Origin of the sequence: Desulfovibrio sp. Huiquan2017 (genome assembly GCF_017351175.1) — a bacterium.
GTDB lineage: Bacteria > Desulfobacterota > Desulfovibrionia > Desulfovibrionales > Desulfovibrionaceae > Pseudodesulfovibrio.
Genome location: NZ_JAFMPN010000002.1, coordinates 151822 through 171442 on the forward strand (window position 1 = coordinate 151822; position 19621 = coordinate 171442).

The 19621-nt window shown below is 65.1% G+C and carries 17 protein-coding genes; 13 read left to right on the forward strand and 4 right to left on the reverse strand.

The features are described from left to right. The first annotated feature begins 2 nt into the window (after positions 1 to 2). Positions 3 to 803, forward strand: coding sequence for a dimethyl sulfoxide reductase anchor subunit family protein (locus J0909_RS02345; protein WP_207260162.1), 801 nt, complete (start codon positions 3 to 5; stop codon positions 801 to 803). A gap of 573 nt (positions 804 to 1376) precedes the next feature. Here J0909_RS02345 and J0909_RS02350 read toward each other — a convergent pair. Next, positions 1377 to 3443: a sigma-54-dependent Fis family transcriptional regulator gene (locus J0909_RS02350; RefSeq protein ID WP_207260164.1), complete on the reverse strand. Its 2067-nt coding sequence runs from the start codon at positions 3441 to 3443 to the stop codon at positions 1377 to 1379. 318 nt (positions 3444 to 3761) lie between these two features. Here J0909_RS02350 and J0909_RS02355 point away from each other — a divergent pair, with 318 nt between their 5' ends. The 6 genes from J0909_RS02355 (at position 3762) to J0909_RS02380 (ending at position 8907) form a co-directional block, all read left to right on the forward strand. Then, the gene (locus tag J0909_RS02355) at positions 3762 to 5096 is read left to right on the forward strand and encodes a dihydrolipoamide acetyltransferase family protein (protein ID WP_207260165.1); all 1335 of its coding nucleotides are present in this window, start codon (positions 3762 to 3764) and stop codon (positions 5094 to 5096) included. Positions 5097 to 5105: 9 nt separating this feature from the next. Next, complete coding sequence (locus J0909_RS02360) at positions 5106 to 5531, forward strand: Lin0512 family protein (protein WP_207260166.1); 426 nt, start codon at positions 5106 to 5108, stop codon at positions 5529 to 5531. Between the two features lie 18 nt (positions 5532 to 5549). After that, positions 5550 to 6509, forward strand: a complete 960-nt coding sequence (locus J0909_RS02365; RefSeq protein ID WP_207260167.1) for a thiamine pyrophosphate-dependent dehydrogenase E1 component subunit alpha — start codon at positions 5550 to 5552, stop codon at positions 6507 to 6509. A 48-nt stretch (positions 6510 to 6557) separates the two neighbouring features. Then, positions 6558 to 7529, forward strand: coding sequence for an alpha-ketoacid dehydrogenase subunit beta (locus J0909_RS02370; protein ID WP_207260168.1), 972 nt, complete (start codon positions 6558 to 6560; stop codon positions 7527 to 7529). Positions 7530 to 7593: 64 nt separating this feature from the next. Continuing rightward, a complete protein-coding gene (locus tag J0909_RS02375; protein WP_207260169.1) occupies positions 7594 to 8583 on the forward strand; it encodes an NAD(+)/NADH kinase in 990 nt (329 codons plus the stop codon). A gap of 15 nt (positions 8584 to 8598) precedes the next feature. Continuing rightward, entirely contained in the window at positions 8599 to 8907 is a 309-nt protein-coding gene (locus J0909_RS02380; RefSeq protein WP_207260170.1) for a DUF6506 family protein, read from the forward strand. 119 nt (positions 8908 to 9026) lie between these two features. Here the strand turns inward: J0909_RS02380 and J0909_RS02385 are convergent, their stop codons facing one another. From J0909_RS02385 to lplA, 3 genes are all read right to left on the reverse strand, one after another. Next, positions 9027 to 9416, reverse strand: a complete 390-nt coding sequence (locus tag J0909_RS02385) for a PaaI family thioesterase (protein WP_207260171.1) — start codon at positions 9414 to 9416, stop codon at positions 9027 to 9029. Between the two features lie 103 nt (positions 9417 to 9519). Then, the gene (locus J0909_RS02390) at positions 9520 to 9846 is read right to left on the reverse strand and encodes a carboxymuconolactone decarboxylase family protein (protein ID WP_207260172.1); all 327 of its coding nucleotides are present in this window, start codon (positions 9844 to 9846) and stop codon (positions 9520 to 9522) included. Positions 9847 to 10048: 202 nt separating this feature from the next. Then, on the reverse strand, positions 10049 to 11026 hold the full coding sequence (gene lplA, locus J0909_RS02395) for a lipoate--protein ligase (protein ID WP_207260177.1): 978 nt from the start codon (positions 11024 to 11026) through the stop codon (positions 10049 to 10051). Positions 11027 to 11216: 190 nt separating this feature from the next. On the opposite strand from lplA, the gene J0909_RS02400 reads away from it, so the two are divergent. The 6 genes from J0909_RS02400 to J0909_RS02425 all read left to right on the forward strand — a co-directional run bounded on the left by J0909_RS02400 (position 11217) and on the right by J0909_RS02425 (position 19562). Continuing rightward, positions 11217 to 12011: an MBL fold metallo-hydrolase gene (locus J0909_RS02400; protein ID WP_207260178.1), complete on the forward strand. Its 795-nt coding sequence runs from the start codon at positions 11217 to 11219 to the stop codon at positions 12009 to 12011. 85 nt (positions 12012 to 12096) lie between these two features. Beyond that, positions 12097 to 13938, forward strand: coding sequence for a sensor histidine kinase (locus J0909_RS02405; RefSeq protein ID WP_207260180.1), 1842 nt, complete (start codon positions 12097 to 12099; stop codon positions 13936 to 13938). Next, complete coding sequence (locus J0909_RS02410) at positions 13931 to 14578, forward strand: response regulator (RefSeq protein WP_207260181.1); 648 nt, start codon at positions 13931 to 13933, stop codon at positions 14576 to 14578. The genes J0909_RS02405 and J0909_RS02410 overlap by 8 nt, the downstream gene beginning before the upstream one ends. Before the next feature lie 230 nt (positions 14579 to 14808). Next, positions 14809 to 15525: a 4Fe-4S dicluster domain-containing protein gene (locus J0909_RS02415; RefSeq protein WP_207260182.1), complete on the forward strand. Its 717-nt coding sequence runs from the start codon at positions 14809 to 14811 to the stop codon at positions 15523 to 15525. Beyond that, a complete protein-coding gene (gene nrfD / locus J0909_RS02420) occupies positions 15518 to 16489 on the forward strand; it encodes an NrfD/PsrC family molybdoenzyme membrane anchor subunit (RefSeq protein WP_207260184.1) in 972 nt (323 codons plus the stop codon). The genes J0909_RS02415 and nrfD overlap by 8 nt, the downstream gene beginning before the upstream one ends. Then, entirely contained in the window at positions 16482 to 19562 is a 3081-nt protein-coding gene (locus J0909_RS02425; protein ID WP_207260186.1) for a molybdopterin dinucleotide binding domain-containing protein, read from the forward strand. The genes nrfD and J0909_RS02425 overlap by 8 nt, the downstream gene beginning before the upstream one ends. Positions 19563 to 19621: the final 59 nt, after the last annotated feature.

Genomic DNA, 19621 nt, shown 5'->3' on the forward strand with positions numbered 1-19621 from the left:
CCATGCAGTCCATGGAAATTCCGCTCGTTCTGTTTACCGTATTCTCCCAGGCGGCCATCGGCCTGACCCTGATGCGCGCGGTGCGCACCACGGCCGACGGGCCCGTGGACGGGAGCGGCGGCGCCCGCCACGAATGGAGGCTCATCGCCGGACTCATGCTGCTCGGCATGATCGGTTCCCTGTTCCATCTGGGCCATCCCCTGTCCGCGCCCACGGCGCTCAACCACCTGGGCACGGCCTGGCTCAGCCGGGAGATTCTGTTCGCCGGGCTGTTCACCGGCGTGACCGTGCTGGCCGCGCTCCTGGCCGGTCGGGCGGGCAAGCCCGTCCTGGCCTGGGTCGGCACGCTGCTGGGGCTGGGCGTCATCGTTTCCGCCGGAATGACCTATGCGCCCCCGGCCCTGCCCGCCCTGCACAACGCCCTGCCGTTCACCTTCTTCCTGACCTCGGCCGTGATTCTCGGCTCGGGCTTCGGCAGTTGGTTCGCGGGCGGCGAGCGCGCGTCGCTGATGGCCCGTATCTTCACCACGGCCCTGGTGGTCGGCCTGGTCCTGAACCTGGTCGCTCCGTGCGTCTGGCTGTCGGGCGGCACGGTCATGCGTATGACCGGCGAGGCGTGGCTCGGTTCGAGCTTCTACTGGGCACATGTGGCCGTCCTGGCCGGATGCCTGGGCGTGGTCTGGAAGACGCGGACCATTCCGTCCTGGCTGCCGGTCGCGGCTCTGCTGGGCGAGTTGGTCGGCCGCGCCGGGTTCTTTGCCGACACGATTCATGCCGCCGCCAACATGGGCGGATTGTATTGATCCCTACCTCCACTCCGGGCGGGACTTGCCGGTCCCGCCCGGGACCTCCTTTGGCCGGAACGGGCCTCCCTCCGTTCCGGTTGCAAACGCCCCGCGAAGAGTATCTCGTCGCGGGGCGTCTTTATTGAAGTTCGGGAAGGGGCGGCGCCGAATGCGGCCGCGTTGGCGCTCGGCACGCCAGGGCGCATCCGCACCCGGGATGTCTGCACGCGCCACCGGAGGCCCCGGCGGCGCGTACTTGTTGTGGGTGTCGGTTCCGGGCGGGGTATGCGTCTTCAAAGTCGGGCAGCCACCGGGCCTGGGCCGCGAAGAGTTCGTCGGTCATGGCCGCGATCTGGTTCCGGGCGTTGGTGTTACGCCATTGCGGGCAAGGCAGGTTCCGGTCTCCGCACGGCAGGGGCACTATTTGCGTGCGGAATAGTACAGGCTCCGTCTATTTGATCAATAGATTGCGATAATGCGTTGATCTTGCACACGGTTCGAAAACGTCGCAGCAGGCGTGAGACGGACAAAAAAACCGGCGTTCCGCAATGGAACGCCGGGGGCGTTTTCGGTCGAAAGGGAAAGGGGCAATCAGCCCTGGATGTGATACCGCTCCATCTTGGCGTACAGGGTATTGCGCCCGATGCCCAGGGCCTTGGCCGTTTTGCTGATGTTTCCCTGGTGGAAGTCCAGTGCTTCGCGGATGGCGTTGGCTTCGCGTTGCTTGAGCAGGAACCCCTTGCCCTTGGAATGGCCGTTGCCGGACACGGCCTCGGCGCTGGTCCGTTCCAGGAGATAGTGGGGCAGGTGCTCGGGCAGGAGCAGATCGCCGGACAGGTTGTTGGCCGCGTATTCCAGGCAGTTGATCAGCTCCCGGACGTTGCCGGGCCAGTTGTGGCGCGCCATCAGATCCCTGGTCTCGGCGGCGATGGCCGGGCAGGGGATGCCGAAGGACGCGCACAGCCTTTTCAGATGGTACTCGGCCAGCAGGGCGACGTCGTTGCCGCGTTCCCGCAAGGGCGGGATGGCGATGGTCACCACGTTGAGACGGTAGTAGAGGTCCTCGCGGAAGCGCCCCTGGTCCACCAGTTCGCGCAGGTTCTTGTTGGTGGCCGCCAGGATTTTTACGTCCACGGGCAGGGGGGTGGTTCCGCCCACCGGGACCACGGCCCGTTCCTCCAGCGCCCGGAGCAGGTTGACCTGCTGGGACATGGGCATCTCGGAGATTTCATCCAGGAAGAGAACGCCTTTGTCCGCCTTTTGGAATTTGCCCACCCGGCCGCGCTTGACCGCGCCGGTAAAGGCGCCTTCGCGATAGCCGAACAGCTCGCTTTGGACCAGCTCCTCGGAGAACGCGCCGCAGTTGACCGCGACAAAGGGCTGATTGGCCCTGGGGCCGGCTTGGTGGATGCCTCGGGCGAAGAGCTCTTTGCCGGTGCCGGACTCGCCGGTCAGCAGGATCGTGGACGGGGTCCGCGCGGCGTTGGCCGCCTGGCGGATGACCGTGCGCATGGCATGGCTGGCGTGGAGGACGTGATCGAATCCCTTGATCGCTTCCGGTTCCGGCTGCTTGCGGGACACCGACTGGCTCGACGAAAACTGCCGGGAACGTTGGGTCTCGCTGACCGTAACGATGGAATCCAGCCACGCGCCGTTGGCGCTGAAAGTCGGCATGACCCGGATGTACAGGTTCGGGTTGACCAGGCACTTGACGATGACCGGTTCGCACAGGGACGCGTTCTTGGCCTGGGCCAAGTACGGGCCGAGGTCGAACAGCTCTTCGGCCTTGCGGCCGCGCAGGGCGTCGCCGGGGCGGCCCAGGAGCATCTCGGCAGTGTTGTTGGCGCTGGTGATCCGGCCTGACTTGTTCAGGAACAGTACGCCGGTCATGACCGAGTTGAACATGGAGGAGAACAGGGAGGCCATCTGGCCTTCGAGTTCGGAGCAATAGAGGCGGCTCAAGTTCTGTTCCAGGGCGCGAGCCGCGTGCAGGACCAGTTCCATGGCGCCCGAGTGGTCGGATGCGACCGGGCCGGAAACGTCGAAGCAGCCCCAGATGTTGCCGCGCGGATCGAGGATCGGGGCGGCGGTGCAGTTCCAACGGTGGTGGGACTCACAGAAGTGTTCCGAGGCGAATACCTGCATGGGGCGGCCCGTGGCCAGGGCGGTGCCGATGGCGTTGGTGCCCACGCAGGACTCGGCCCAGTTGGCCCCGGGGCCGAAGTTCAGCTTGTCGGCCTCGTGCAGGACGTCCAGGTCGCCGCAGGTGCGGGCCACGCGGGCGTCCGCATTGGCGATGGTCATCAACAGCCCTTTGCCTTTGATGGCTTCATAGGCCGTGGATTCGACCTCGCCGCAGATCTTTTCCAGGGTGGTGGTGAACTGTTCCAATTGGTCCATGGGCAGGAAGTCCCAGCAGCTCCGCGGGGCCGGGTCCACGGCCATATCCTTGCAACGCCGCCAGGAATCCAGCAGGGCCGGGTTCACGTTCTTGGCCTTCAGGCGTTTGCCTTCGACGAACAGTTTCCAGTTTGAGTAATTTACTTGGGCATTCCGCTGCTTGTGCGTACAGGACACGGGCAGCGCTACCGCCGCGTCCGACGCGTGCGGATCCTGACGTATTTCAAATCCGTTCCCATCTCTGAGGAGCAAGTGCATGCCTTACCTCCAGACTGACACATACTATCGCATGACCGCATGGTTTTTGTCCTCCAAGGGTAGAGAACTGTCAAGTGTTCCATTTTTGAACAACGTCAGGCGGCTGAATTGTCGAATAAGTATTTGATATCAGCAAGATGTGGCGGATTGGGCAAATTGGGGAAGAATGGCCTCCAGTTGTTCGTCCACCGAACACTTGGCCGATACATAGAGTATAATATGTGGTCATTATGTTGAAATAATTGAACTATACCGCTTGGCACCGCCGTTGCAGTCCCCTGTTCAAACGTACGCAAAAAAAACCAGGAGGACTTGGTTATGGCTCATGATGTGATTATGCCCAAGTGGGGCCTGACCATGAAGGAAGGTAAGGTCGCACGCTGGCTCAAGGGCGAAGGAGACCCGGTCGAAGCCGGAGAACCCTTGTTCGAAGTCGAGACCGACAAGATCACCAACTCGGTCGAGGCGCCCGCCAGCGGCGTCCTGGCCAAAATCATCGTCCCCGAGGGGGACATGGCTCCGATTAAAGCCGTTTTGGCCATCATCGCCGCACCGGGCGAGGCCGTCGACGCGTCGGCGCCCGCAGGCGCGGCTCAACCCTCGGCCGAAGCGGCTCCTGCCGCTGCCGCCGAAACGCCCGCCGCCGCTCCCGCCGGGGACGGCAAGTTCGTCCCGGCCATGCCCGCCGCGCGCAAGCTGGCCAAGGAACTGGGCGTGGATCTGTCCACGGTGACCGGCACCGGCAAGGACGGCAAGATCACCGCCAAGGACGTCCAGGCTACCGCCGACTCCGCTTTTGCCGGGATCAACGCCAGCCCCAAGGCCATCGAGTTCGCCCGCAAGCAGGGCGTGGACCTCAGCCAGGTCACGGGATCGGGCGAGGATGGCCGGATCACCAAGGCGGACATCCTGCGGGCCATGAACCCGTCGGCCGCCCAGCCCGCGTCCGCGCCGCAGGCCCCCAAGGATACCGTCGTGCCCATGGACGGCGTGCGTAAGCTCATCGCGGAGAACATGCAGGCCAGCCTGCAGAATGCGGCCCAACTGACCGTGTTCGTGGAAGTCGACGCCACCGAGATGGTCAACCTGCGTGCCCGGCTGCTTGAGCGCAATAAGCGCGATGCCGAGTATCGCCTGTCGTACAACGACATCATCTCCTACGCCGTATGCCGCGCCCTGAAGCGCCATCCGGTCATCAACTCCACCCTGCAGGCGGACGGCATCCATCTGCATCCCCACGTCAACCTCGGTATTGCCGTGTCCATCGACAACGGGCTCATCGTGCCCAACGTCAAGGAAGCCGACACCTACGGCCTCGAAGATCTCAAGGCCAAGGTCCGCGACGTGGCCGGTCGGGCGCGCAAGGGCGGCCTGAACATGGACGAGATCTCCGGCGGCACCTTTACCATCAGCAATGTGAGCATGCTCGGCGTGGACGGTTTCACGCCCATCCTCAATCCGCCCGAGACCGGCATCCTGGGCGTCGGACGCATCATCGAAAAGCCCGCCGTGCACAATGGCGAGATCGCCGTGCGGCAGATGATGACCCTGTCCCTGACCTTCAACCACATGACTACGGATGGGGCTCCGGCCATGGCCTTCCTGCGCGAGCTGGGAGACATGCTGGAAACCCCGGGCCTGATGATCGTCTAGGGGGCACCCATGGCATTGAAACGGTTTGCTATCGAACTCGGCTACGCCGCCGACCTGCACGGCGAGGACATGACCAAGGCTGCCGTCCGGGCGGTGCGCGACGCCGTGTCCCGCATATGCCTGTGCGGCATCATGGAGATCTGCGGCCGTGATCAATTCCAGGGTGTGCACGTCCATGCGGACGTGGCCGTTCCGAATCCCGACGGCGTGGACCGCGACGCGGTGCTCGCCTGCATCCCCATCGGCGAAAAGACCCTGACCGTGACGTCCGGCGGCATGAGCGTGCCGGGCATCGAGGTCCCCTGTTTCGCCCCGGGGGTGAGCAACATCGTCGCGGCCTGCGCGGCCCTGACCGTTTCCATTGAGATGGACCCGGCCGCGGGAGCGGATGGATCGAACAACCAGGCCTGCGGGTGCGCCGCCAAGGCCAAATAACTTACAGGAGAGAAAGCAATGGCTCTCAGCAAGAAGACATTGATTCACATGTATGAAACCATGAACAAAATCCGTTTGTTCGAGCAGAAGCTTCAGGAGTTTTTCGCTGCGGGCGAGATTCCTGGCTTCGTGCACCTCTACCTCGGTGAGGAAGCCGTGGCCACCGGTGCCTGCTCGGCCTTGACCGATGCGGATATGATCACTTCCACCCACCGCGGTCACGGCCACCTGCTGGCCAAGGGCGGCGACCTGAAGCTGATGATGGCCGAGATCTTCGGCCGCTCCACCGGCTACTGCAAGGGCAAGGGCGGTTCCATGCATATCGCCGATTTCGATCTCGGCATCCTCGGCGCCAACGGCATCGTGGGCGGCGGCGGTCCTCTGGCCGTGGGCGCGTCCCTGGCTTCGAAGTACAAGCAGACCAAAGACGTGACCGTCTGCTTCTTCGGCGACGGCGCCTCCAACCAGGGCACGACCCAGGAAGCCCTGAACGCGGCCTCCGCTTGGAAGCTGCCCCTGGTCTTCGTCAACGAGAACAACGGCTACGGCATCTCCTGCCCGCAGTGCAAGTCCATGGCCGTGGTCGATATCGCCGACCGTGCCGCCGCTTATGACATGCCCGGCGTGGTGGTGGACGGCAACGACGTGCTGGCCGTGTACGAGGCCGTCTCCGAGGCCGTCAAGCGCGCCCGCAACGGCGAGGGCCCCTCGCTCATCGAGTGCAAGACCTACCGCTGGCGCGGCCATTTCGAAGGCGACGCCTGCACCTATCGCTGCACCGAGGAACTGGAAGAGTGGATGGCCAAGGATCCCATCCCCCGGTTCGAGGCCAAGCTTGTCGAGGGCAAGACCCTGACCCAGAAGGAAGCGGACAAGATCAAGGAAAGCATCGCCAAGGAAGTCGCCGAGGCCGTGGCCTTCGCCAAGGAAAGCCCGATGCCCGCGACCAGCGCGCTCATGGACGACGTCTACGCCTAGGCGGCGGTTCATCTTTCTCGAATCCTTAAAAATTCAATGGAGAATACAATGTCCGAAAAAACATATCTTCAGGCACTCAATGAAGCATTGAAGCTGGAAATGGAGCGTGACGAGAACGTCTTCATTCTCGGCGAGGACGTGGGACAGTTCGGCGGTTGCTTCGGCGTCACCCAGGGGCTGTTCGATCAGTTCGGCGAGCGGAGGGTCATGGACACCCCGATCACCGAGAGCACCATCGTGGGCGCCGCCGCCGGCGCCGCCGCCGCCGGGCTCCGGCCCGTGGCGGAGTTGATGTTCGTGGACTTCATCGGCGTGGCCATGGACCAATTGTTCAACCAGGCCGCCAAGATGCGTTTCATGTTCGGCGGCAAGACCACCGTGCCCATGACCCTGCGCATGCCCCAGGGCGCGGGCATCGGCGCGGCCGCCCAGCACTCCCAGTCCCTTGAGTCCTGGTTCATGAACATCCCCGGCCTCAAGGTGGTCATTCCGTCCACCCCGTATGACGCCAAGGGACTGCTCATCAGCGCCATCCGCGACGACAACCCGGTCGTCTTCCTGGAGCACAAGCTGCTCTACGGCGTGTCCGGCGAAGTCCCGGACGAGAGCTACACCATCGAGATCGGCAAGGGTGAGGTCAAGCGCGAGGGCACGGACGTGACCATCGTGGCCACCTCCCTGATGGTCCACTCCGCCCTGGAGGCGGCCGAGCGGCTCAAGGCCGACGGTATTGACGCCGAGGTCGTGGACCCGCGTTGCCTCCAGCCGCTGGACAAGGACATCATCCTCGACTCCGTGAAGAAGACCCACGCCCTGGTCGTGGCCCACGAGGCCGTGACTTTCGCCGGTCCCGGCGCCGAGATAGCGGCCATGGTCGCCGAGGAGGCCCTGGATTATCTGGATGCTCCCGTGAAGCGCGTCGGCGCCCCGTTCTGCCCGGTGCCGTTCTCGCCGCCGCTTGAGCAGTTCTACATCCCCAACGCGGACAACATCGTCGAAGCCGTCAAGAGTCTTCGCTAATCCCACACCCTGGCGGGAGGGCGGTTTCGGCCGTTCTCCCGCCGCATTTCATGAGGGCGCCCCTTTGAGCATCGCAGCCATTCTGGCCAATCCCGCTTCCGGTAAGGACATCCGCCGCCTGGTGGCCCACGGGTCCGTATTCGACAACCAGGAGAAAGTGCGCATGGTGCGGCGGCTCATTCTCGGCCTGGAAAAGGCCGGGGTGACGAAGATTCTGTATATGCCCGACGGCTACGCCATCGTGCCCAGGGCCCTCAACGCCATTTCCCCTTCGATCCCCGTGGAGCCGGTGGAAATGCCCATCCGCAACAACCAGACCGACACCACCACAGCGGCGGGCATCATGGAAACTCTCGGTGCCAAGTGCCTCGTCGTCCTCGGCGGCGACGGCACCAGCCGTGCCGCCTGCAAGGGCTCGGTAGCCATCCCGGTTCTGCCGCTCTCCACGGGGACCAACAACGTCTTTCCCATCATGGGGGAGGCCACCGTGGCCGGTCTGGCCGCCGGTCTGGTGGCCTGCGGCCGCCTGCCCGTGGAGGCGTGCTGCTATCGGTCCTGCATGTTCGATATTCTGATCAACGACGAGGTCGTGGACATGGCCCTGGTGGACGCGGCCGTGTACGACGACGTCTTTCTCGCCTCCAAGGCCGTCTGGCATATGGAAAAGGTCCCTCAATTGTTCATGACCCGGTGCAGCGCCGGTTCCATCGGCCTGTCGGCCATTGGTGGCCAGTTGCGGTCCATCCGCCCGGAGGAGCCGCTCGGCCTGGCCCTGCGCCTGGGCGAGGGGTCTCCCGTGGTGGTCACGGCGGCCATCGCCCCGGGCATGTTCGCCGACGTGCCCATCTGCGGTGTTTCCGAGATGGCCCCCGGCCAGCTCTTCCACATCGACACGAGCCCCGGGCTCATCGCCCTGGACGGCGAACGTGAAGTGGAGATCCGTAGCGGAGCCCGCGCGTCCATCCGTCTGAACACCGAGGGCCCCCTGGTCATCGACGTAGGCAAGACCATGGATCTGGCCCGGATAGAAGGGCTGTTTCGTCAACCGTCATAACGACAAGGAGCAATCATGGGCAACGCATTGAAGGCTGCGTTCATCTTCGTCGCACCCGGCGCCGATCCGGCGCGCAACCGCAACTGGGTCAAGACCGAGGCCGTGGAACTCGTGGCCGTGGCCGTGAAGGATTATGCCCAGGCCGAGGCCGTGGCCCGGGAATTGGTGGAGAAGGAAGGCATTGCCGCCATCGAGCTGTGCGGAGGTTTCGGCTCGGCCGGTACGGCGCGCATCGCTGCGGCCGTAAATGTTCCGGTGGGCGTGGTCCGGTTCGACATCCATCCCGGCCTGGGCAACGTCAGCGGCGACACCCTGTTCGGTTAGCCGACGAAGAAAGAGAGGGTGCCTCCCCGGCCTCCGTTTGCGCGCAGGCGCAAAAGGGGTGCAAGGGGGTGTGCCCTTTTGCCGGTTCGGCGTAAGGCCGGGGCGGCCCGCACGGGGATCTAGGAACCGGCGAGTACGTGTTGCTTGGTCACGAAACAGGTGAACGTGCCGCTGAAGACCACATCCTCGCCGCAGGCCACTTCCACCTGCACGAGATGCTTGCGCTCCTGCGGGGTCTGGTCCTGCGCTTTGGCCACGAGCACGTCGCCGACACGTGACGGCTTGAGAAAGCGGGTCTCGGCCGCGCCCAGGACCACGTTGGGATGGTTGACGGAGAGCATGGCCGCGTAGTCCGCCAGTCCGAAGATGAACCCGCCGTGGACCAGGCCGCTGGCGTCGGCGGCCATGTTTTGAGCGCAGGTCAACCGCACTGTGCTGCTTCCTTCCCCGACCTCGACCGGTTCCCCGCACAGGGATCTGTCGATGGCTTCATGCGTCTTGATTTCCATGTTTTCCTCGAGGTGGGCCGTGTGCCCGCCGTTTGCGACGGCGGACCATCGGGAACCGGGGAGGCGCTTGCCCCCCCGGTCCCGATGCAATTCCGCCGATCGGTTAGTCGAAAAGATCTTCCAGTTCGTCGAAGACGTAGTGCATCTGCATGATCTTCGGCGAGCCGCCCATTGCGGTGGCCAGCAAAGCGGCCTGCATGATCTCTTCCTTGGAAGCGCCAAGGCTGGCCGCGGACTGGATATGCAGGGAGATGCACATGTCGCACTGGGACATCAGGGAACAGGCGATGTGAATCAGTTCCTGCGTTTTGTGATCAAGGGGACCAAATTGGCTGATTTCCTTGGTGAAGGCAAGGTAATTGGGGAAGACGTTACCCGCACGCTGGGTCATTTTCGCCAAGGTCATTGCTGCTTTTTCGGCTGCATCCATGAGAGTTTCTCCTGAGTTTTAAAGTTGAGATGCAGTGATACAGCAAGGAACATGCCCTAGTGATGTTTGTTATGAAAATCAAACTGTTAGATTATATACTCGATGGGAATGAGGGGAAAATGGGGTCGGAGCCTGTCCCGGACGTGAACATTGGTCGGATTTCGAACAAGTCCGCCGGGCCGGGACAGGCTTCGAACAGGCCTCAGAACAGGCTGTCCAGGAGCGCGGGCAGGGTAACGTCGTGCAGGTATTCGTCCAGCGGCACATCGGCCAGGCGGGCTTCGATCTCGGTTCGTTCATGTCGGCAGTCCAAAAGGCGTTCCTCCAGGGGAGCCACGTCGCGCACGCCGAAGTAGTCGCCGAAGAGCCGTGCCTTGAGGATGCGCCCCTTCTTTACATATAGATTTACATCCAGCAGGCCGCCTTGGGTGCGGGTGCGCTTGGAGAAGTTGTAGGCGGGCGAGGAACCGAAGTTCCAATCCCAGGTACGGTAACGCCGTTCGGCCAGAGCGTCGATGACCGAGGTTTCGCGGCCGGTCAGGGCCATGTCGTCCGGGGCCGCGCCCTCGGAGACGAAGTCCATGAGCGCCCGGATGAAATCCGTGACCTCCATGGGGGTTTGCAGGTGGCTGGAGATGTTCGTCACCCGCGAGCGCACGCTCTTGACCGCCTTGTCCCGGTATTTTTCCGGATCCACGCGCAGGGCTCCGCTCAGGTCGGTCATGTCCGAGGCAAAGAGCAGGGTGCCGTGGTGCAGGATGCGTCCGCCGTGAAAATGTTGAGCGTTGCCCGAAAATTTCTTGCCGTCGATGAGCAGGTCGTTGCGCCCGCTGAAGACGCACTCCACGCCCATGGCGCGCAAGGCCTGCTGGATGGGCACGGTGAAGCGCTCGAAGTCCAGCCCTTCCGATGGGTTGCCGTTGTTGATGAAGGTGAAGTTGATGTTGCCGAGGTCGTGGAACACGGCTCCGCCGCCGCTCAGCCTGCGAACCACCGGGATGCCGCGTTCGCGGGTGAAGGCTTCGTCGATTTCGGCCAGGGTGTTCTGATTCCTGCCGACGATGACCGCGGGCCGGTTGCGCCAGAGCATGAAAATATCGTCCACGGATTCGGTCAGCAGCCATTCCTCGGCGGCCAGGTTGAAGGCGGGATCGGTGGATTCGTTGTAGATGTATCGCATGCTGTCTCCTTTGCCCGGGGAATGCAAAAGGTGGGCCCCGGGCAGTGCCCGGTGTTTTTTGGGGGGGGCGGCCCGGCGCTCGCCCTATAACCCGGCTTCGGTTCGCCGGGCAAGGGGTGTGCATGCGGCTGGCCTCGGACGGGCGGAGGGGGTATGGGCTTTGCATTGCAAACGCCCAAGGAGAAAACACGTGACCGATTGCATTGATATCGACCTGGTGGCCAACGCCGGCGTCCTGGTCCGGGGGGGCGGTCTGGGGCTGCTCGTGGACGGCATGCACAACCAGGACGGGCATCCGTTCGACCGGACAAGCCGGGAGGACATGGACCGCATGGGCCGGGGAGAGGGGCTTTTCGCGCAGCTCGACTACCTGCTCTTTACCCATGAGCACCCGGACCACTTTACTCCGGAACTGGTCCTGGCCCATCTGGAGCGCCGCCCGGTCAAGGGCGTCTTCCTGCCGGACGCGGTTCACGGGTCGTCCGATCTGGACCGGCTCGTCGGCGAGCTTGAGCGCCGTTCCGTTCCGTATTGGACCATGGGGCTTGCGCCGGGGCGGACCCGGACGGTCACGCCCGAACCCGGCCTGACGGTCACGGCCGTGGGCGCGCGGCACATGGGCAAGCAGTTCCAGGAAGTGCGCAACGATTGCCTGCTCGTCGAGCTGGAAGGGATGCGCCTGCTCTTCACCGGCGACGCGGATCACGTTTCGGCCTATTACGAGGAGGCCTTGCGGGACGTGCCCATCGACGCGGCCTTCGTCAATCCGATCTTCTACCACAACCCGAACGGGCAAGCGATCATCGACGGCATCTTTCGGCCGCTGGAGGTGATCGTCTACCACATGCCTTCCGAGGGCCGCGACCCCTTCCATCTGGTTTTCACGGTCAAGCGGGCCATGCAGAAGTATGCCCGTCCGGACATGCCGGTCCACGTGCTCGACGCGGCTTCGCCCCACGTGCGCCTCTGCCCGCCCATGGAGTAGGGCGGATTGTTCCGGGCCGGATTGCGGTCGCGCAAGAATGCGGCTACTGATGGAGGGCGCGCCGCCGTGCGGCGAGTCCACGACCATGAGTGAATCAGCACCGTCCCCCCGCCCGGACTCCCGGTTGTCCGAACGCCTCAAGAAGAGGCTCTTTCTCTACGCCTCCGGGGCGCTGCTCGTCCTGGCACTGGGTGTGGGGCTGTCCGTGGTGGCCACTTTGTTCGATCAACTCAAGCAGGCCGAGGAGGCCGGGCTCTCACATATCGCCGAGACGCGCGGCCTGGCCGTGGGCGAGTGGTGCCGCAGGGCGCTGGACCTCTCCCGCCAGGTGACCAGCCGGACCCGCATCCGCGAGGAGCTGGCCGCCTACAACGCGGGGCGGCGTTCCCTGGAAGATCTGGCCGCCTTCACCCGGCCCAAGCTTGAGGACGCCATGAACCTGTCCGACGAGGTGATCGGCCTGACCCGGCTGGATGCGGCGGGCCGCCCGGTGGCTTCCGTGGGCGTGGCGGTCCCGGCCGACACGGCCCGGAGCATGGCCGAGCCGTCCGACGACGCGCGGTTTTCGCAGCCCGTGCTCCTGGGCAATCGGCCGTGCCTGATCATCGCCGCGCCCATCCTGTCCCGGACCGGGCGCAGAGTCGGAGCCGATTTGGTGGTCATAGATATTTCCCGGCTTTTGGAGATCATCAAGCGCGGCCGGAACCTCCGGGGCGCGGGCACCGTCTGTCTGGGCTACCACGCCGGACGGGCCGTCCGGCTGTTCCCGGACGACGCGGGCGGGGTCCCCGAACCCACGCCGAGCCAGGCCGAGGCCCTGCGCCGGGCCTTGGGCGGGAATGGCGGCATCCTCGCGGCCGGGGACGAGGTCACGGCCTACACCCCGTTGACCGGAGCCGACTGGGGGCTGACCGTGTCCGTCAACGAGCGCGAACTGTACAATCCGTTACGCCTGCGGCTCATTCAGCTGGGCCTGTATTCCCTGCTCATCTACGCGGTTTGCGTCATCGGCCTGTGGCGGCTGCTGCGTCCCCTGACCGGGCGGCTGCTGCTCCACACTTCGGAGCTGGAGTCCGAGGTGGACGCCAAGACCGCCATCCTCAAGTCCGAGCTGGACGCCAGGCTCAAGGCAGAGTGCGCCCTTCATGAGGCCCACCAGCAGTTGGAAGACCGTGTGCGCGAGCGTACCCGCGAGCTGGCCGAGGCCAACGAGGAATTGCAAAGGATTCATCACCGGCTGGAAGGGGAACACGAGCAGCGCAAACTTCTGTCCCGCGATCTGATCAACCTTCTGGAGGAGGACCGCCGGGAGGTGGCCCGCGAGCTGCACGACCACACCGGGCAGTTGCTGACTACCCTGCGCCTGGACCTCCAGGCCGCCCTGGAGTCCCTGGCTTCGGCCGACGGCTGCTGCAAGGGACAGCTCGAAAGCGCGGCGGACAAGATCACCCTGGTCCAGCGGGACATCAAGTCCATCTCCAAGGGGCTTAGGCCGGACACCCTGGAATACCTCGGCTTGGCCCAGGCCATTGAGGCGCTGCTCGACGAGTATCGCGCCTCCACGGACCTGGACATTCATTTTTTCCACAAGGGCGTGCCCAGACGCTTCGACGGCCAGAAGGAACTGGCCTTGTACCGGATTACCCAGGAGGCCCTGACCAACACGGTCAAGTACGCCGGGGCGCGTCAGGTGCACCTCAGCCTGATCAATCGCGACGGGCGGCTGGGGCTGACCCTCGAGGACGACGGCCGGGGATTCGACCGGGCCGCCGTGGCCGCAACGGCCAACGCCTCGGGCAGCCTGGGCCTGACCCTGATGAAGGAACGCATGGTCCAGCTGGAAGGGACCTTCCATATCGAGTCCGCGCCGGGCCGGGGGACCCAGATCCTGGCCGAGCTGGATATCGGGAGCAAGAACGATGCATAAGACCACCCTGCTCATCGCCGACGATCACCGGGTCGTCATCGCGGGCATCCGCAGCCTGCTCGCCTCGAAGCCGGACATCGAGATCGTGGGCGAGGCCACCAACGGGGCCGAGGCCGTGGAATTGTCCCGCGAACTCGCGCCGGACATCGTCATCATGGATATCTCCATGCCGGAGATGGACGGGGTGGAGGCCACCGGGCTGATCCGCAAGGCCTCGCCGGACACGCGGATCATTATCTACACCATGCATTCGGACCAGCGGTTCATTCTGGAACTGTTCAAGGCGGGCATCTCGGGACATGTGCTCAAGGAGGGCCCGCCCGCCGACCTGTGCGCCGCGGTGGAGGCGGTCATGGCCGGGAAGACCTACTTCACGACCATCGACCCGGCCGCGCTGCTGCTCAAGCTCGCTCCGGAACGGCCGGGCCGGGAAGCCCTGTTCGAACACCTCAGTCCGCGCGAGCTGGAAGTCTTCAAGCTCCTGGCCGACGGTCTGTCGGTCAAGGAGGCGGCGGTCCGGCTGCACATCAGCCCCAAGACCGTGGAGACCCACAAGTACAACCTCATGGAAAAGCTCGACGTGGGGACCATCCCGGACCTGACCAAACTGGCCATCCGCCACGGGCTCATCTCCGTCTGACGCGGTCCCGTTCCGCCCCTTAGGGAAATTCCCCATCCCGGAATGCGCCCTGCGCGCGGACTCACGGAGCGTATTCTCGTCAACATCCCGTGATAACAGCGTAAAATATGTAGTCACCGACGCGTTGCCGGATGAAAAAGGAGCCGTCGAATCAGAAGGTTCCCGATTGTTCCGGCCGCCGATCCGTCGCATTCTCCGGGTAAACGCGCAAAGCGCGACCGGAGGAGTTCATGGACAGAAGAAAATTTTTGAAGCTCGCCTGCGCCGGGGTGCCCGCCCTGGGCGTGCTCACGGCGACGGATGTGCGCGCGGGGGGCGGCAACCCCCGGTACGCCATGGTCATCGACCTCAGACGGTGCGTGGGCTGCCATTCCTGCTCGGTTTCCTGTTCCGTGGAAAACCGGGTCCCGGTGGGCAAGTTCCGGGCCACGGTGGGCGAGTTCGTCATCGAGGATGACGGCGTGGCCCCGACCGTCGCGCCGCTGCCCCGCCTGTGCAACCATTGCGAGGAGCCCGCCTGCGTGCCGGTCTGCCCGGTTCACGCCACCTACAAGGATGAGAGCGGCCTGGTCCTGGTGGACAGCGACAAATGCCTGGCCTGCGGCTTCTGCGTCCAGGCCTGCCCTTACGACGCCCGGTACATCAACCCGGTCACGCGCACCACGGACAAGTGCACCTTCTGCGTCCACCGCCTCCAGGCCGGGCTGCTGCCCGCGTGTGTGGAGAATTGCGTGGGCGGGGCGCGCATATTCGGCGACCTGGGCGACCCGGGGAGCCTCGTCAGCCGGACCCTTGAAGAGCACCGGGGCGACGTCAGCGTCCTGGCCCCGGAAATGGGCACCAAGCCCAACGTCTACTACATCAACTTGAACGCCTTCCTGGCGAGCCCGGTCAATGTCGGGCTGCCCATGGCCGAAGGCGCGTTGGCGGGAGGTGAACATGCCTAAGGTCATCGAACTGGTCAACGTGCCCCCGGCCATCACCTGGGAAATCCTGGAGCCGCTCGCCCTGGCCCTGATTACGGCGGCGGCCTGCGTGGTCCTGCTGGGCGGCGTCCTGGTTCTGGCCGGTCGCGGCGCGCAGGCGCGGCGCGGGCTGTTCACGGCGGGCATCGCCTCGGTCATCACCGGGTTGGGCGCCCTGGCCCTGTCCCTGGGCAATCCGTTCCATCTTTACCTGTTCATGGTTTCGCCGTCCTTCAGTTCCTGGACGACCATCGGCACCTTCCTGTTGCCGATATTCCTCGGTGTGGCCCTGCTGACCCTGTACCTGGACAGCGACGGCGACGGCCGCGCCCGTCCCGTGGCCGGGCTGGCGTTCCTCCTGGCCCTGGGTGTGTTGACCTACGCCTCGCGCGAGATCGGCTATCTGCCGGGCCGGGCCATGTGGCACGCCAAGGCCCTACCACTGGGCTTTGTCCTGGCCGGTCTGGCCGGCGGCACCGGCCTGGCCGCGCTCCTGGGCGCGATCCGGCGGCAGGCCGTGCCCGCCTGGCTGTTGCCGGTCATGAGCGGGGCGTCGTTTTTTTGCGCCGGGGCGGGGTTTTTGCTCGCGCCGCCCGAGGGATTCATTCTGGCCGAGCCCCGGGCCTGGACCGCGCTCTCTCTGATCGGCGTGGCCGGAGCCGTCCTCGGCCTGACCGCCGTCAAGGTGCGCGGGTTGACCGCCCTGGCCGGTCTGGCCGCCTACGGCGCGGGCCTGGGCTTCTACATCCGGCTCATTTTCCTGGGCCAGTCCATTCCCCGCAATTCCTTCACTGCCGTGGATGCAGGCGCGGTGGCCCATCTCGTTTCGGCCCAGTCCCTGCTGATTCTGGCTGGCAGCCTGATTTTCCTGCTCGGCCTGGGTATGGTCCTGGGCGGTCTTTTCAGTAACGTCGCCCTGGTAAGGAGGGAACATTCTCATGGATAGGAATAGACGTGAACTGGTCAAAAACGGCTTGGCCGCAGCCGGGCTGGGCATGCTCGGCGCGGGCGCGCTGCTCGGGACGGGCCGCGCCGAAGCCGCCCCGGCGGCCCTGGCCGAGGACCCGGCCAAGGTTTCCCCAGAATCCCTGGCCCCGGAGTACGAGCGCGCCCCGGACGGCTCCATCCGCCTGGGCAAGGGGCAACACGTCGCCTTCAACCAGTGTTGGGGTTGCACCACCTTCTGTGGCGTGCGGCTGCACATCGACGATGCCACCGGCGAGGTGGTTCGGGTGGCGGGCAATCCGTACAACCCCCTGTCCCACGAGAAACACTTTCCCATGAACATGCCGGTCAGGGAAGCCCTGGACCGGCTGTCCGCCGACAAGGACATGGGCCATGCCCAGCGGTCCACGGTCTGCGGGCGCGGGGCGGCCATGTTCGAAGCCGCCGACAGCCCGTTCCGCATCACCCATTGCCTCAAGCGCGCGGGCAAGCGCGGCGAGAACAAGTGGACGCGCATCCCGTTCGAGCAGCTTCTGGAAGAGGTGGTCGAGGGCGGCGACCTGTTCGGCGAGGGACCGGTGGACGGGTTGCGGGCCATCCGCAACCTCAAGGACCTGGCCAATCCCGAGCACCCGGAGTTCGGCCCCAAGAGCAACCAGTTGCTCCTGACCTATGCCGTGGACGACGGCCGCAGCGACTTCTTCTTCCGCCGCTTCGGCATGAAGTCCTTCGGAACCAAGAACTTCGGCAAGCACGGGGCATACTGCGGCCTGTCCTTCCGCATCGGTTCGGGCATGTTCATGGACGACCTGGCCAAGAACGCGCACATCAAGCCGGACTGGGCAAACTGTGAGTTCGCCTTGTTTTGGGGCACCGCACCATCCCAGGCGGGCAACCCGTTCAATCGTTCGGCTCGCATTTTGGCCTCGGCGCGCACCGACGGCGAGCTGCATTACGCGGTCATCGACCCCGTCCTGCGCATGCCCGCCTCGGATGCGGCCCGCGAGCGCTCTCGGTGGGTGCCCATCAATCCCGGCATGGACTCGGCCCTGGCCATGGGCATGATTCGCTGGATCATCGAAAATGAGCGTTATGACCGGAATTTCCTGGTTCGTCCCAATGTGGCGGCGGCAGGGAGGGCGGGTGAGATCAGCATCTCCAACGCCACCTACCTCGTGGCCCGGTCGGGCGCGGACAAGGGCCGGTTCCTGCGCGCCTCCCAGCTCGGACTGAGTGGCGACGAGGCATTCGTGGTCGTGGACGCGGCCACGGGAAGGCCCGCCTCCTCCGAGGCGAGCGACGAGGGCGTGCTGGAGTTCGCGGGCGCGATCCGGCTGGCTTCGGGCGAGACCGTGGAGGCGGTCACCGCATTCCGGCTCCTCAAGGAGCGGGCCATGGCTGTGGAGCTCGACGACATGGCCGCCCGCTGCGGCGTGCCCGTGGAGCGCATGATCGAACTGGCCCGGGAGTTCACCTCCCACGGCAAGAGGGCGGCCGTGGACGTGCACGGGGGGATGATGTCCACCTCGGGCACCAACGCCACCTTCACGATCCTGACGTTGAACACGCTTATCGGCAACATCAACGCCAAGGGGGGCATCTCGGCCACGGCGGGCGGCTATCACGGCCCGGCCATGGGCGGCCCCAAGTATGACCTGGGCAAGTTTCCCGGCCAGGTCGAGGCCAAGGGTTTCCCGGCCATCCGTTGCCGCGCGCCATACCAGAAGTCCACGGAATTCAAGAGAAAGAAGGCGGCTGGACAGAACCCGTACCCGGCGCGGTACCCCTGGTATCCGCTTACCCCGCCGAACATGCCCGCCGAGCATCTGCTTTCGCATGCGAACGGCCATCCGTTCCGCTACAAGTGCTGGATCAATTGGACCGGCAACGTCATCTACGGCCATGGCGGCCTGCAACGGGCGGTGGACGCATCCCTCAAGGACCCCGGGAGCCTGCCGCTGATCATCGGCATCGACACCTTCCACAACGAGACCAACGCCTATGCCGACTACCTGGTGCCCGACCCGTGCATGTTCGAGGGGTGGGGCGGATTCTCGGGTGCGTGGTCCGGCGTGCTGACCAAGTTGTCCACGGCCCGCTGGCCCGCTGTGGAGCCCAAGCAGGAGAAAACCGCCGACGGGCGTCCGGTGTGCATGGAACAGTTCCTCATCGAGGTGGCCAAGCGCATGGGGTTGCCCGGGTTCGGGGATGAGGCCATCCCGGTGGACGACGGCTCGGTGGCCCCGCTGAACGCGCCCGAGGATTACTACCTGCGCCTGGCGGCCAACATCGCCTTTTTCAAGGGCCAGGTCCTGCCCGCCCCGAGCGGTGAGGACATCGCCCTTTCCGGCATCGGCCGCATCCTGCCCGACATCGAGCGCACCCTGCGCGTGGACGAGCACGGCCCGGTGGCGGCGATTTACAGCCGGGGAGGGCGGTTCGCTCCATACTCCAAGAGCTATGACGGCCCATGGCTCGGCGGGCGGTGGAAGAAGACGCTGCAAATCTACAACGAGCAGGTGGGCACCGCCATCAACTCCCAGACCGGCGAACCGTACCTGGGCGTGGCCGCCTTTGTGCCGCCCCGGCTGACCGACGGGCGCGAGTTGCGCGAGGTCTGGACCGAGCGGGACTATCCCCTGCTGATGACTTCGTTCAAGTCGAACCTGATCAATTCCTATGCCGTGGTCCTGGATCGGCTGCGGGCCATCAAGCCCGTGAACATGGTCATGGTCAACGACGGCGACGCGGCCAGGCTCGGCCTGGTCCATGGCGACGAGGTGGAGATCGAAAGTCCCGCCGCCTCGGCCCGGGCCACGGTGGTGGTCGGCGACGTGGTCGCTCCCGGCGTGATTGCGGTGGAGCACGGCTTCGGCCATCGGGCCCTGGGCGCGGCGGACGTCACCGTGGACGGCCGGGTCATCAAGGCCAACCCCGGCGCGGCCAACGGCTTCAGCCTCAACGACCTGGTCCCGGGCGATCCCACCCGCCGGGGCGCTTCCACCCTCCAGGAACACGAAACCGGCGCGGCCGCCCGCCAGGGCATTCCCGTGCGCCTCAAGAAGATCGCCTGATACTTCCTCCACAGACTCACCCCCTTACCAGCAGGCCCCCGCGGAAACCCCGGTTTCCC